Annotated in this window: 13 protein-coding genes and 1 tRNA gene; 7 read left to right on the top strand and 7 right to left on the bottom strand. The window is 62.5% G+C overall.

Annotated elements, in window-relative coordinates; translation table 11 throughout:
• Nucleotide 1: 1 nt before the first annotated feature.
• Both xsc and pdxR read right to left on the bottom strand, forming a co-directional pair.
• Nucleotides 2-1,780: a sulfoacetaldehyde acetyltransferase gene (gene xsc / locus SM763_RS14565; protein WP_368998959.1), complete on the bottom strand. Its 1,779-nt coding sequence runs from the start codon at nt 1,778-1,780 to the stop codon at nt 2-4.
• Between the two features lie 186 nt (nt 1,781-1,966).
• Nucleotides 1,967-3,427: a MocR-like pyridoxine biosynthesis transcription factor PdxR gene (gene pdxR, locus SM763_RS14560; RefSeq protein ID WP_347509367.1), complete on the bottom strand. Its 1,461-nt coding sequence runs from the start codon at nt 3,425-3,427 to the stop codon at nt 1,967-1,969.
• Nucleotides 3,428-3,551: 124 nt separating this feature from the next.
• On the opposite strand from pdxR, the gene SM763_RS14555 reads away from it, so the two are divergent.
• The gene (locus tag SM763_RS14555; protein WP_274832649.1) at nt 3,552-3,863 is read left to right on the top strand and encodes an ArsR/SmtB family transcription factor; all 312 of its coding nucleotides are present in this window, start codon (nt 3,552-3,554) and stop codon (nt 3,861-3,863) included.
• Nucleotides 3,856-4,887 carry a permease gene (locus SM763_RS14550; protein WP_274840174.1) on the top strand — a complete coding sequence of 344 codons (1,032 nt, stop codon included), beginning with the start codon at nt 3,856-3,858 and terminating at the stop codon, nt 4,885-4,887. The genes SM763_RS14555 and SM763_RS14550 overlap by 8 nt, the downstream gene beginning before the upstream one ends.
• Nucleotides 4,888-5,111: 224 nt before the next feature.
• Here SM763_RS14550 and SM763_RS14545 read toward each other — a convergent pair whose 3' ends face one another.
• Entirely contained in the window at nt 5,112-5,705 is a 594-nt protein-coding gene (locus tag SM763_RS14545; RefSeq protein ID WP_368998958.1) for a GNAT family N-acetyltransferase, read from the bottom strand.
• A 100-nt stretch (nt 5,706-5,805) separates the two neighbouring features.
• A complete protein-coding gene (locus tag SM763_RS14540; protein ID WP_368998957.1) occupies nt 5,806-7,203 on the bottom strand; it encodes an aminotransferase family protein in 1,398 nt (465 codons plus the stop codon).
• A 428-nt stretch (nt 7,204-7,631) separates the two neighbouring features.
• On the opposite strand from SM763_RS14540, the gene SM763_RS14535 reads away from it, so the two are divergent.
• The 3 genes from SM763_RS14535 to SM763_RS14525 all read left to right on the top strand — a co-directional run bounded on the left by SM763_RS14535 (nt 7,632) and on the right by SM763_RS14525 (nt 10,162).
• Complete coding sequence (locus SM763_RS14535) at nt 7,632-8,408, top strand: beta-keto acid cleavage family enzyme (RefSeq protein WP_368998956.1); 777 nt, start codon at nt 7,632-7,634, stop codon at nt 8,406-8,408.
• A gap of 2 nt (nt 8,409-8,410) precedes the next feature.
• Nucleotides 8,411-9,739 (top strand): aspartate aminotransferase family protein, encoded by a 1,329-nt coding sequence (locus SM763_RS14530; protein ID WP_368998955.1) that lies wholly within the window; start codon nt 8,411-8,413, stop codon nt 9,737-9,739.
• A 78-nt stretch (nt 9,740-9,817) separates the two neighbouring features.
• The gene (locus SM763_RS14525) at nt 9,818-10,162 is read left to right on the top strand and encodes a hypothetical protein (protein ID WP_368998954.1); all 345 of its coding nucleotides are present in this window, start codon (nt 9,818-9,820) and stop codon (nt 10,160-10,162) included.
• Between the two features lie 89 nt (nt 10,163-10,251).
• On the opposite strand, the gene SM763_RS14520 is transcribed toward SM763_RS14525, so the two are convergent.
• Together SM763_RS14520 and SM763_RS14515 are read right to left on the bottom strand one after the other, a co-directional pair.
• Nucleotides 10,252-10,327 (bottom strand) — tRNA-Ala (locus SM763_RS14520).
• Between the two features lie 195 nt (nt 10,328-10,522).
• Nucleotides 10,523-10,849, bottom strand: a complete 327-nt coding sequence (locus tag SM763_RS14515; protein ID WP_065271339.1) for a TIGR02300 family protein — start codon at nt 10,847-10,849, stop codon at nt 10,523-10,525.
• A 99-nt stretch (nt 10,850-10,948) separates the two neighbouring features.
• Here SM763_RS14515 and SM763_RS14510 point away from each other — a divergent pair, with 99 nt between their 5' ends.
• Both SM763_RS14510 and SM763_RS14505 read left to right on the top strand, forming a co-directional pair.
• A complete protein-coding gene (locus tag SM763_RS14510) occupies nt 10,949-11,635 on the top strand; it encodes a M48 family metallopeptidase (RefSeq protein WP_368998953.1) in 687 nt (228 codons plus the stop codon).
• 71 nt (nt 11,636-11,706) lie between these two features.
• On the top strand, nt 11,707-12,360 hold the full coding sequence (locus SM763_RS14505) for a GntR family transcriptional regulator (protein WP_274829754.1): 654 nt from the start codon (nt 11,707-11,709) through the stop codon (nt 12,358-12,360).
• Nucleotides 12,361-12,494: 134 nt separating this feature from the next.
• On the opposite strand, the gene SM763_RS14500 is transcribed toward SM763_RS14505, so the two are convergent.
• Nucleotides 12,495-13,457, bottom strand: a complete 963-nt coding sequence (locus SM763_RS14500; RefSeq protein WP_274829753.1) for an acetyl-CoA carboxylase carboxyltransferase subunit alpha — start codon at nt 13,455-13,457, stop codon at nt 12,495-12,497.
• Between the last annotated feature and the right edge of the window lie 106 nt (nt 13,458-13,563).

Genomic DNA, 13,563 nt, shown 5'->3' with positions numbered 1-13,563 from the left:
TTCAGCCGACCTGCTGCGGACGCATGTCGTCGGCAGAGATCCCGGCGACCTCGACCGGGTTCTTCATGGCGTCGCGGCGGAAGGGTTCACCCAGTTCCTGGTTGATCATCGCCTCGATGAGGGTAGTGATGCCGTTCTTCTGGTCCTCGACCGCCTGTGCCAACGCAGCGGTCAGCTCTTCCATGGTACGGGCGACGACGCCTTTCAGGCCGCAGGCATTGGCGATCCCGGCATAAGAGACCTGCTGATCCAGCTCGGTGCCGACAAAGTTGTCATCGAACCACAGGGTCGAGTTCCGTTTCTCTGCGCCCCACTGGTAGTTGCGGAATACCACCTGAGTGACAGCGGGCCATTCATCGCGGCCGATCGCGGTCAGCTCGTTCACGGCGATGCCAAAGGCACCGTCGCCGGAGAAGCCGACAACCGGCACGTCCGGGCAGCCGATCTTGGCGCCGACCACGGCAGGCAGACCGTATCCGCAGGGACCGAACAGTCCCGGCGCCAGATATTTGCGGCCCTCGTCAAAGGACGGATATGCGTTGCCGATGGCGCAGTTGTTACCGATGTCGGAAGAGATGATCGCCTCGCGGGGCAGCGCCGATTGGATCGCGCGCCAGGCCATGCGGGGGCTCATCCAATCCGGTTTGTCGGCGCGGGCGCGTTCATTCCAGGTGGTACCGGGATCGTCATCCTCGTGATCCATCGAGCTGAGCTGCTGCGCCCAGCGGGACTTGGCTTCGGCGATCCGCGCCTTGCGATCCGCGCGGCCTTCGTCGCCTGCGCTGTCGCTCAACTGGTTCAGGATCGTCGTTGCCACCTTGGCAGCATCGCCAACGATGCCGACCGTGACCGGTTTGGTCAGGCCGATGCGGTCCGGGTTGATGTCGACCTGAATGATCTTGGCTTCGGTGGGCCAATATTCCATCCCATAGCCGGGCAGGGTCGAGAAGGGGTTGAGCCGGGTGCCAAGGCAGAGCACCACATCGGCTTCCTTGATCAGTTCCATACCGGCCTTTGAGCCGTTGTAGCCAAGCGGACCTGCGAACAGCGGATGCGATCCGGGGAAGGCGTCATTGTGCTGGTAGCCGACGCAGACGGGGGCATCGAGACGTTCGGCCAGCGCCTTGGAGGCGGCGATGCCACCCTTGGACAGCACCACACCGGCACCGTTCAGGATCACAGGGTTCTTGGCGTTCGACAGCAGCTCAGCCGCCTGCGCTAGCGCGGTTTCGCCCCCGGTGGGGCGTTCGAATTCGACGATGGCGGGCAGAGCAACGTCGATGACCTGGGTCCACATATCGCGCGGGATGTTCAGTTGCGCCGGGGCCGAGGCGCGTTTGGCCTGCATGATGACCCGGTTCAGAACTTCGGCCACGCGGGAAGGATCGCGCACCTCTTCCTGATAGGCGACCATGTCCTCGAACAGTTTCATCTGCTCGACTTCCTGGAAACCGCCTTGACCGATGGTCTTGTTCGCTGCCTGCGGGGTGACCAGCAGCAGCGGGGTGTGGTTCCAGTAGGCGGTTTTGACGGCGGTGACAAAGTTGGTGATGCCAGGGCCGTTCTGGGCGATCATCATCGACATCTTGCCGGTGGCGCGGGTGTAGCCATCGGCCATCATGCCGGCGCTGCCTTCATGCGCGCAGTCCCAGAAGGTGATGCCTGCCTTGGGAAACAGGTCCGAAATCGGCATCATCGCCGAGCCGATAATCCCGAAAGCATGTTCAATCCCATGCATTTGCAGGGTTTTGACAAAGGCTTCCTCGGTGGTCATTTTCATGGTGTGTTCTCCTGATGAGACGCTGACAGGGCCGGGCCGGCGCCGGGCGTTACATCCGGTTTAGGCTGTCGGAAGGGGGGGGGTTAGGGCCAGATACCTGTCCGGATTAGGGCCAGATATGGCGCGGCCTGATGGGGGTGTATCGCGGTTGCAGAAAACGCATGCGCGCCTGTGGCCGCGGCAACCTCAGGACGGTTTCAGCGCCTCGGACAGCAGCGCCAGCCCCGGTTCGATACGGCTTGCCGGGATCGAGGAATAGCCCAGCCGGTAATAGTTCTGCTTGCGGTGTTGGGGCGCAAAGAAGGGCGCGCCGGGTTCGATGATGACGCTCTTTTCCCTCAGGCGTTCTGCTGCTGCGGCGGTATCGACGCCCTCCGGCGCGCGCATCCAGAGAGATGAGCCACCGTAGACGCCAACACCCGAGATCGACAGCCCATGCGCGGCGATGGCCTCTTCGATGACCAGGCGGCGGTTGTGCAGTTCCTTGGCGGTGCGACGGATCTGGGAATCGTAGTGACCGAGGGAGAGGAAATAGGCGACAGTGCGCTGAATGTGCCCAGGCGGGTGGCGCAGCACGCTGGCGCGCAGGGCGCGGGCCTGACGGATGAAGCTTTCGGAGCCTACCAGATAGCCCAGTCGCAGCCCCGGAAACAACGATTTGGAAAAGCTGCCGGCATAGACCACGCGCCCGTCGGTATCGAGGGATTTGAGCGCCGGGGAGGGGGCGCCGAGGAAGGACATCTCGAACTCGTAGTCGTCCTCGACAATCACCGCGTCGATCTCGCGGGCGCGCTCCAGCAGTTGCTTGCGCCGGGCCATGGGCATTGTGGCGGTGGTCGGGCTTTGGTGGCTCGGGGTGCAGAAGATCACGTCGGTGTCTTCCGCGATCTGCTCCGGCGGTAGGCCGTCGGCATCCACCGGAATGCAATCCATCTGGCAGCGCACATGGGTGAGCTGATCGCGCAGGGTGTAATAGGTCGGATCCTCGATCGCCGCTTTGCGCCCCCGGTTCAGCAAAAGCTGGATCACCAGCCACAGGGCATTCTGCGCCCCGAGGGTGATCAGGATCTGCTCGGGGCGGGCGGTGACACCACGGCGTGGCAGGGTGTGGCGGGCGATATATTCGATCAGCAGGGGATCATCCTGATCGAAATAGTCGTTGGTCAGCGCGGCAAAGTCTTTCTGCCCCAGCGCCCGCAGCGCGCAAAGCCGCCAGTTGGCATGATCAAACAGCGAGGCATCGGCCTGACCATAGATGAAAGGATAGCGGTAGTTGCGCCAGTCCCGCGGTTTGCGGGGCGTATCGCCACCGGTAAAGGTGCGGGCAATGGCCTGCGACCAGTCTACCGCGTCATCAGAGCGTTGCGGCGGCGTGTAACTGGGCGGCACCGGCGCGTTTTCCGAGACGTAATACCCAGACCGCCCGCGCGACGTCAGATAGTCATTGGCCAGAAGTTCCGTATAGGCCAGCGTCACGGTGATGCGGCTGATGCCAAGGTGGCTGGCCAGTTTGCGCGAGGATGGCAGCTTCTCTCCGACCCGGAAACGGCCCGACAGAACGCCTTCGGCGATCATCTCCTGGATCTGCGCCTGAAGCGTGCCCTGCGCATCCGGGTTGAGAAAGAATGTGTCGACGGAAATGGCCATTCCGGGACAGTAGGCTGGCCTTAGGGGGAGCGCAATCTGGACTTACCGTCCCAGATGATTTTTTGAGCTTGATTTTGAGCGTTGAATCGAAATAACTAGTTTTATGGTTTTAATGGGGCATGTCATGCAGTGGGAAGAAGCAGCAGGTGGTTTTGCGGCCATGGGGTCAGAGGCGCGTCTGAAGGTTCTGCGCTGTCTGGTTCGGGCAGGGCGCGATGGATTGCGGGTGCAGGACATTCAGACCCGCACGGGCATCGCGCCCTCGACGCTGGCGCATCATTTGAAATTTCTTTCGGGCGCCGGTGTCGTGGTGCAGGAGAAGGTGGGACGCGCGACGATTAGCCGGGCCGATTTCGACCGGCTGCGGGCGCTGGCGGACTTCATTCTCTGTGAATGCTGCTCGGATCAAATGCAGGAGGCTGCAAACGATGGCTGATCTCACTCAAAATCTTGGGGCCTCGCAGGCGCTGATGCGCTGGCTCAAAACGCCCTGGGCCGTGATCGTGGCGCTGCTGGTTTCTGTTGCGGTGCTGGATATGGGAAATTTCCAGACCATTGTGATCTTTGCGCTGAATGCGCTGGCCCATACCGGTCGTTACATCCTGTTTGCGGTGCTGCTGCTGGCGTATCTGAAGGCAACCGGCGCCGAAGCTCTGGTGGCGCGGGCCTTTGAGGGGCGCGAGGTGCGGATGATCTTTCTTGCGGCGGTGTTTGGCGGACTGGCGCCCTTCTGTTCCTGCGAGGTCATTCCCTTTATCGCCGGGCTGCTGGCTTTGGGCGCGCCGTTGTCGGCTGTCATGGCCTTCTGGCTGTCCTCGCCGCTGATCGATCCGCCGACGTTGCTGATCACTGCTGGGGCGCTGGGCTGGCCCTTTGCCATCGGCAAGGCGGTTGCTGCCGTGGCGCTGGGGTTGTTCGGGGGCTTTGCCATCAAGGCGCTGATGGGCCATGGTGTCTTTGCAAACCCGCTAAAACAGGTGCAGAAAACCAGCTGTTGCGGCTGCGGTGCGCCAAAGGCCGATGCAAAGCCGGTCTGGGCCTTCTGGTCCGAACCTGAGCGTCGGCAACGGTTCCGCAGCGAATTTGTCGCCAACGGTCTGTTCCTGCTGAAGTGGCTGGCGCTGGCCTATGTCCTGGAGGCGCTGCTTGTGTCCTATGTCCCGGCGGATGTCATTGCGGGTCTGGTCGGCGGTGAAGGCGTGGTGCCGATTGCCGTGGCCGCGCTGGTGGGCATGCCGGCCTACCTCAACTCCTACGTAGCGCCGCCGCTGCTGGCGGGGCTGATGGAGCAGGGGATGAGCGCTGGGGCGGCCATGGCCTTTATGATTGCCGGTGCGGTGAGTTCGATCCCGGCCATGGCTGCGGTCTGGTCGCTGGTGAAACCGCAGGTCTTTGCCGCCTATCTGGGGCTGGGTGTCAGTGGTGCAATCCTGTCCGGCATTCTGTTTCAGATGCTGTGAGAGCGCGCGGGCGGGGCGCTCCCGCCCGGATCGTGGCAATCGAAGATTGCCCCTCTCCCGTTGGGCCAGGCGCCGCGCTGACGCGCGGCGCTCTTTCTTGCTGAGATGGCCCTTACGGGGCAGACCTGCCCCGTAAGGGCCGTTTTCGAGTGTCTTAAGATTTGCGCGTCAAGGACAAGCCGTCTGACGGCGGGGCCTTGCGGCCTCCTTGACCCGCGGGGGGATCACCTTTGGGTCATGAATTCCAGGTTTGCGCGGACCGCGGGCCAATCGGCGGCGGTTATGGAGTAGACAGCGGAATCACGCAGGCTGCCGTCGGGCATGATCATGTGCGCCCGCAGGATACCGTCGAGCTGGGCGCCGAGCCGTTCGATTGCGGCGCGGCTTTGCCGGTTGAGGCGGTGGGTGCGGAATTCCACCGCGATGGCATCGCGGTCTTCGAATGCGTGGCGCAGCATCATGAGCTTGCAGGCGGTGTTGATCCCGGTGCGCTGTACCGATTTGCGGTACCAGGTGGAGCCGATTTCGACGCGGCGGTTGCCGTGGTCGATATTCATATAGGTAGTCATGCCCACGGCGCGGCCCTGTGGGTCGAGGATGGCGAAAGGCACCATGGATCCTGCCTCCTGAAGCGTGAGGCGGCGGTCAATCTCTGCCGGGACCCGGTCCGGCGCAGGAACGGCGGTATACCAGAGCCGGTGCAGGGTGCCATCGTCCGCAGCCTCTGCCAGATCCGGGGCGTGATCCTGTGTGAGCGGTGCCAGTGTCACCTTGTCCGAGGTCAGGGTGGATGCTGTCATCCAGAGAGGGCCGGGCATGGCGGGGTTCCTTGTGCTGTGTCGCCCCGCCAGAAAAAGCGAAAGGCGGCCCGGTGCAAAGAGCCGCCTTTCAAAAATCTAAGTAGTCCAATTGTCTTAATCAGCCAAAGACCTTGGTCAGGGCCACGTCCACCGCATCGGTGATGGCGTCGATATCCTCGGCCGTTGCGATCAGTGCCGGGCTGAAGCAGAGGGTGTTGTTCTTGCCGGGGATCGAACGGTTGGTGACGCCGATGATAACGCCCTGGGCGCCGACCTCGGCCACGACGGCCTGTGCCTGTTTCTCGTCCACCGGTTCCTTGCTTTCGCGGTCGGTGACCAGTTCGGTGCCGAGGAACAGACCCTTACCGCGCACATCGCCGATCACGGGGTGTTTTTCCTGCAGCGCCTTGAGGTTGTTCATCATCCGCTCGCCCATGGCGGTGCAGTTGTCGAGCAGGCCCTCGTCTTCGATGATCTGCATGTTGGCCAGGGCGGCAGCGGGACCAGCGGTGCAGCCGCCGAAGGTGGAGATATCGCGGAAATAGTTCATCGGATCGTCCGCGTCGTCCTTGAACATCTCGAAGATTTCTTCGGTGGTGACCATGCAGGCAATCGCGGCATAGCCCGAGGCAACGCCCTTGGCCATGGTGACGAAATCGGGCTGGATGCCGTAATGCTGGTATCCGAACCAGGTGCCGGTGCGGCCGATGCCGCAAACCACCTCGTCGATGTGCAGCAGGATGTCATATTTCTTGCAGATCTCCTGCACCCGCGGCCAATAGCCTTCGGGGGCCTCGATCACGCCGCCACCAGCAGTGACGGGTTCCAGGCAGAGGGCGCCGATGGTGTCGGGGCCTTCGCGCAGGATCACCTCTTCGATCAGGTTGGCGGCCGCGATGCCGAATTCCTCGCCCGAGAGATGCTCAAGACCCAGCTCGTGCTTGCGGTATTCCATGCAGTGGGGCACGCGCACGAAACCGGGGGCGAAGGGGCCGTATTGGGCGTTGCGCTCATCCTGGCCGCCCGCCGACATCGCCGCCAGGGTGGAGCCGTGGTAATCGCGGTCGCGGTAAAGGATCTTGTGCTTCTTGCCGCCGTATTTCTTGTGCGCGATCTGGCGCACCATCTTGAAGGCTTTCTCGTTCGCCTCGGAGCCGGAGTTGTTGTAGTAGACGCGGCTCATGCCGGGCATCTTCTCGATCAGCTTTTCGGCAAAGAGCGAACCGGGGATGGAACCTGCGGACTGCGCGAAATAGCAAAGCTTCATCAGCTGGTCATAGACCGCTTTGCAGATTTCCTCGCGGCCATAGCCGACGTTCACCGTCCAGACCCCACCGGAGACCGCGTCCAGCCATTCCTTGCCGTTCTGGTCCCAGACCCGCATGCCTTTGCCTTCGACGATGATCCGGGGATCGCTGGTCTCAAAAGGTTTGTGCTGGATCAGGTGGTGCCAGACATGCGCCTTGTCGGCGTCGATCACCCGGCTGAGGTCGTTTTCGTTGAACGTGCCGTCCATGACATGTCCTTCCCTAAATAGTGGTGTTCTGGTCCGGCGCGCAAAACACCCAGCCGGACTTTTCTGAGTTTGACGAAACGCCAAATCTGCCGCTTGCACTAGGTCCAGATGGTGATGAGCTTTGTGGCCAGTGCAGTGGGTTTCCTGCGCCGCCCGCATCAGGCCCCTGTTTTCAAGGGCAGAACTTACGTTCTTTGCCTTGGGTGCGCCGTTATGCTCCAGCGGTTTTCCGCATGTGGCCCGGCAGGTTGCCCGAAAATCGGGCGTGGCAGTGTTCCGGGGCGGGTGATCCTGGGATAAACGCGGGTTTTTCCAGTATATCGCGATCCGGTGCAGATCAAAAGAACGTGTGTTCTTTCGTGTGCTAATTGAGAGCGCGCATTTTTCCCATCATGGTCGGGCGCAGCATTGGCCAGCGGAGAATGGGCGTGACGGAGTTCACAGTGATGGTTGCCCCGAGTGGGGCACGGCGTGGCAAGCGGGATCATTTGAACCTGCCGGTGACACCTGAGGAAATCACGCAGACGGCCGCGGACTGTTATGTGGCCGGGGCAGGGGCGCTGCACCTGCATGTGCGGGATGAGGAGGGCCAGCATTCGCTGGACGCCGGGCGCTATCGCACGGTGATGGAAGCGGTGCAGGAGGCGGCGCCCGGCATGAAGGTGCAGATCACCACCGAAAGCGCGGGTCTCTTCTCTCCCAAGGACCAGTTACATTGCCTGATGCAGCTGCGCCCGGCGGCGGCCTCGGTCTCGGTCCGGGAAATGGCGCGGGATCTGGCAGTAGCCGCGCGGGCCTATGCATTTAGTGCTGAGGTCGGAACGCGGGTTCAGCACATCCTGTATGGGGCGTCCTGTATCGCGCAGCTGAAGGAATGGTACGGCGATGGCACGGTGCCGCCCTCGATGCGCGATGCGATCTTTGTCCTCGGAAGCTACGCACCGCCGGTGCTGGGGCAGCCGGAGGATATGGCCGGGTTTCTGTCGGCGGCAGCGGATCTGAGACTCAACTGGACCGCCTGCGCCTTTGGCCGCAACGAACGGGCCTGCCTGCTGGCGGCGATTGCTGCCGGAGGGGATGCGCGAATCGGATTTGAGAATAATATTGAAACGCCGGAGGGCGAGATGCTGCAGGACAATGCAGCCTCGGTAGCGGCGCTGGTCAGGGCCGCACAGGATGCCGGTCACAGCCTCAAGGAGGGCTGAAAATGTCTCATGTATTTCCCCGTCATACCAAGGCGAACCTGCCCACTGCCGTGGGGGGCGATGGCTGTTACCTCATTGATTCAACAGGAAAGCGGTATTTCGACGGATCGGGTGGCGCGGCGGTGTCCTGCCTTGGCCATTCCGATGCGGCGGTCATCGCGGCGGTGCAGCAGCAGGTGGGACAGCTGGCTTTTGCCCATACCGGGTTCATGACCTCGGAACCGGCCGAGGCGCTCGCCGATCTGCTGATAGCCAATGCGCCGGGCGATCTGGACCGGGTCTATTTTGTCTCTGGCGGATCCGAGGCGACCGAGGCGGCGATCAAGCTGGCACGCCAGTATTTCCTGGAAAACGGGGAGCCGGAGCGGCGGCACCTGATTGCCCGGCGGCAAAGCTATCACGGCAACACGCTTGGCGCCTTGGCGGCGGGGGGCAATGCCTGGCGGCGGCAGCAATTCGATCCGCTTCTGATCGGCGTGTCCCATATCGCGCCTTGTTATGAATATGTGGACCGGGCCGAGGGCGAGAGCAGTTTTGACTATGGCCAGCGCGCCGCGAACGAACTGGAGGCGGAGATCCTGCGTCTTGGCCCCGAAACCGTGATGGCCTTCATGGCCGAACCAGTAGTGGGCGCCACATCCGGGGCGGTACCTGCGGTCGAAGGCTATTTCAAACGCATCCGCGAGATCTGCGACAAATATGGCGTGCTGCTGATCCTGGATGAGGTCATGTGCGGCATGGGGCGCACCGGTCATCTGTTTGCCTGTGACGCCGACGGTGTCGCGCCCGACATCCTGTGTATCGCAAAGGGGTTGGGCGCCGGTTATCAGCCGATCGGGGCGATGCTGTGCTCCCGCCAGATCTACGAGTCCATTGAAGGCGGCAGCGGCTTTTTCCAACACGGGCATACTTATATCGGCCATCCGGTGGCCACAGCCGCCGGGCTGGCGGTGGTGAGCCAGATGCTGGAGCGGGATCTGGTGACTCGCTGCGCGGCAATGGGCGATCGCCTGCAATCTGCCCTGCAGGAGCGGTTCGGCCAGCATCCCAATGTCGGCGACATTCGCGGGCGTGGTCTGTTCCGGGGCATCGAGCTGGTCCGTGACCGCGACAGCAAGACGCCCTTTGACCCGTCACTTGGGCTGGCGGGGAAGATCAAGAAGGCCGCTTTTGAAGCCGGGCTGATCTGCTATCCGATGTCGGGCACCCGCGATGGCCGCAACGGCGATCACATCCTTCTGGCGCCGCCCTTTATCATTTCGGGGGATCAGATCACCGAGGTGGTCGACAAGCTGGACGTGGCGATAACACAGTCCCTGCCTCAAGGCTGACAGGGGTCATTGTCTTGAAACGGACGATGGCCCTAGACTTGTCTCGTGCCCATTAACTAGCAGGGGAGGGCCATCGTCATGATCATCGCCATCGTCAGAATTCCGCTGGAAGGACCGAAACGGGATGCGGATCTGGTTGTCCGCCAATCCGTTGAAGCGACAAAGATTTTCCACGACGTCAAGGGTTTGAGGCGTAAGTATTTCCTCAACAGCGACGCAGGTGGTGGTGGAATTTACGAGTTCGATACCCGTGCGGATGCCGAAGCCTGGTTCAATGAAGGATGGGCGGACTGGATGGAGGGGCGCTTTGGTGTGCGCCCGACGCTGGAGATCTACGACAATCCTGTCGTGCTCGACAATGAGCAGGATGAGGTGCGGGTGAACGGTGACCGGATTGAACCGCCTTGGATTGACGCAGGCTGAGCATCCCTGATTTGCCCATAGGTCGAAAGCGGGAGGCTCGCAAAATACACGTCCAGAAGGCTGAACAGTTTATAATGTCTTGGGGTGAATGGTGGAGCCTAGGGGAGTCGAACCCCTGACCTCTTGCATGCCATGCAAGCGCTCTCCCAACTGAGCTAAGGCCCCATTCACATCCGGCTTGGCTGTTGCTTCATCCGGTGTGAGTGGTCGTTTAAGGGACGATGGAGCAGGCTGCAAGTGCAAAATGCACCATCATTCAGAGTTTTTTTGTGGCCCATCCGGGCCCGGGTGAAGCGGGGCCGAAACCGCCCCGGTCAATCCGCCATTTGGCGGCATCCGGGCCCATACGCGGGCCTTGGATCAGGACTCGTCGTCCTCGGATGCGACGTCGGCGATCTCGTCGAGCGAGACGTTGTCGTCATCGTCATCATCGTCCAGAACGTCATCGCCCAGATCCAGATCGACGTCTTCGTCATCTTCCAGAACTGCGTCGTCCCCGTCCATATTCTCTTTGGCCTTCATCGACGCAGCGTCTTCCGAGTCGGCTTCGATCATGCGGCTCTTGCCGGTGTCGAGGGCAACGACCTCGCCCGTGTAGGGGCTGACGATCGGGTCCTTGTTCAGGTCATAAAAGCGTTTTCCGGTGGTCGGGCAAACGCGCTTTACACCCCATTCTTCCTTGGGCATGTGGATCCCCTTGATTTACTGGTGAGTCGTATCGACGATTCAGGTGCCTTGCCATATGAGGATGGTACTGTCAAAGCCTTTGCCTGCAAGGGAGAGCCGATGAGCGCCCATCATCTGCCGGGGGACCCTCCGGTGCCACTGCTTCTGCGTCGCTCCGCGCGTGCGCGTCGGATCAGCCTGCGGATTTCGGCGCTCGATGGCCGGGTCACGCTGACATTGCCGAAATCCCTGCCTGAACGCGCCGCCCTGGAATTTGCTGCCGAGAAAGAAGACTGGATCCGCGGGCATCTGGCGCGCCATCCCGGGCAGGTTGCGGTGACATTTGGAACGGTGCTGCCGGTGGCCGGGCGCGACTTGCGGGTCGTGCGGGGGCAGGCGCGGGGCGTGCGGGTGGCCGGGGATGAAATCGCGGTCTCTGGCGACAGGCCGGCCCGGTCGCTGGAACGCTACCTTCGGGAATTGGCCCGAGATCGGCTGGCCGCGGCGTCGGATGCCTATTCGGCCCAGCTGGGTCGTCCGTTTCACAAGCTGGTTCTGCGCGACACGCGTTCGCGCTGGGGGTCCTGTTCCTCGGCCGGGGCGCTGATGTATTCTTGGCGTCTGATCCTCGCGCCACCGGATGTTCTGCGGTATGTCGCAGCGCATGAGGTGGCGCATTTGCAGGAAATGAACCATTCGGCAGATTTCTGGGCCGTGGTTCAGGACCTTTTCGGTGATCATGAGGCGCCGCGCAGATGGCTGAGGGAGAATGGCAGCCAGTTGCACCGCTACCGGTTCACGGACTGAAAGTGCGGGCTCGTCAGGGCTGCGCGTGCGTGGCGCATTGACCTTGGTTTCATTTGTGATCACAACAGGCCATGACCTTGTCCACCCGCTCCACATCCGACGGGCTGTCGTCAGCCCATGATCGCGTCTACCGGGCGCTGCGCACGCGTATCATGCACGGAGAGATCGCGCCGGGCGAGGCGCTGACCCTGCGCGGGATTGGACGTGAGTTCGATGTTTCCATGACCCCGGCCCGGGAATCGGTGCGCCGTCTGGTGGCCGAGGGGGCCCTGTTCCTGTCCTCCTCGGGGCGGGTGTCGACACCCGAACTGAGCAACGAACGGATCGAGGAGCTTGCAGCGCTGCGGTCGCTGCTGGAGGTGGAATTGTCGAGCCGGGCGCTGCCGCGGGCTCATATGGCGCTGATCGACAGGCTGCAGGCGATCAATGTCACGGTGGCCGAAATGGTGTCGAAACGCGATGCGGTGGGATACATCCGCGCCAACCTGGAATTTCACCGCACGCTGTACCTGCGGGCGCAGGCGCCTGCGATGCTGGCGATGGCGGAAACGGTCTGGTTGCAGCTGGGGCCGACCATGCGGGCGCTTTATGGCCGTCTTCGCCGGACCGAACCGCCGCATAATCACAAGCTGATCATCGCGGCATTGAAGGCTGGGGATGAGCCGGGATTGCGGCTGGCGGTGCGGTCGGATGTGACCCAGGGTCTGCGCCTGCTGGCGGGCTAGGGCGCCGGAAAATCAATCCAGGTGTGATTGTGAATGGTGGGGAGGGGCGCTCCCGCCCGGCCTTGGTGTTTCTGCGAAACTCCGCGGCCCGTTCGGCCGGGCACCGCTGGCAGCGGCGCCGCGGTCAGGTCACATCAGGCCGCGAGGCCCTTGGAGCCGATATCGAGGAATTTCTGGCGGCGGTCCTTGATCAGGGCAGCGCCGTCCTTGTCCTTCAGCTCATCCAGCATCGCTGAGATTGCTGCGCCGACCGAGGCAATGGTGCCGGAGGCATCCCGATGGGCACCGCCCAGCGGTTCGGCGATGATCCGGTCGATGACGGCCAGTTCCAGAAGGTTCTGCGCGGTCAGGCGCAGCGCCTCGGCGGCTTCGCGCATCTTCTCGGCATCCTTCCACAGGATCGAGGCGCAGCCTTCGGGGCTGATCACCGAATAAACCGCATGTTCCAGCATGGCGACCCGGTTGGCGGTGGCAAAGGCGACGGCGCCGCCGGATCCACCTTCACCGATGATGACCGACACAACCGGCACGCCGATCTGCAGGCTCATTTCGGTGGAGCGGGCGATGGCTTCGGACTGGCCGCGTTCCTCGGCGCCTTTGCCGGGGTAGGCGCCGGTGGTGTCCACCAGGGTGATTACCGGCAGGCCGAACCGCCCGGCCATCTCCATCAGGCGCACGGCCTTGCGGTAGCCTTCGGGGCGGGCCATGCCAAAGTTATGCGCGATGCGGGTCTTGGTATCGGCGCCCTTTTCGTGGCCGATCACCATCACCGGCTGATCGTTGAAACGAGCAAGACCGCCCATGACCGCCAGATCATCGGCAAAGTTCCGGTCGCCGGCCAGCGGCGTGTATTCGGTGAAAAGCGCATCGATATAGTCGCGGCAATGCGGACGCTCGGGATGGCGCGCGACCTGGCATTTGCGCCAGGGCGTCAGGTCCTTGTAGAGATCCTTCAGCAGCTGTTCGGCCTTGGCATCCAGCGCGGCGGCCTCATCGGCCACGTCCATCTCTTCGTTGGTGCGGGCCAGGGCGCGCAGTTCTTCTGCTTTGCCTTCGATCTCGGCCAGCGGTTTTTCAAATTCCAGATACTGGGTCATGTCGCCTCACTGAGCGCCTTACGGTGCGCGGTTTGTGCGATATATGGCCTTGTCGGGCGCCGGATGCAACTCGCCACACGCATCTGTCTTGTCCCCGGTGGCTCGC

Source organism: Pseudophaeobacter sp. C1-32P7 (assembly GCF_041008775.1).
In the GTDB taxonomy this organism is placed as follows: domain Bacteria; phylum Pseudomonadota; class Alphaproteobacteria; order Rhodobacterales; family Rhodobacteraceae; genus Phycobacter; species Phycobacter gallaeciensis_A.
This window is presented reverse-complemented; position numbering and strand designations above follow the sequence as displayed.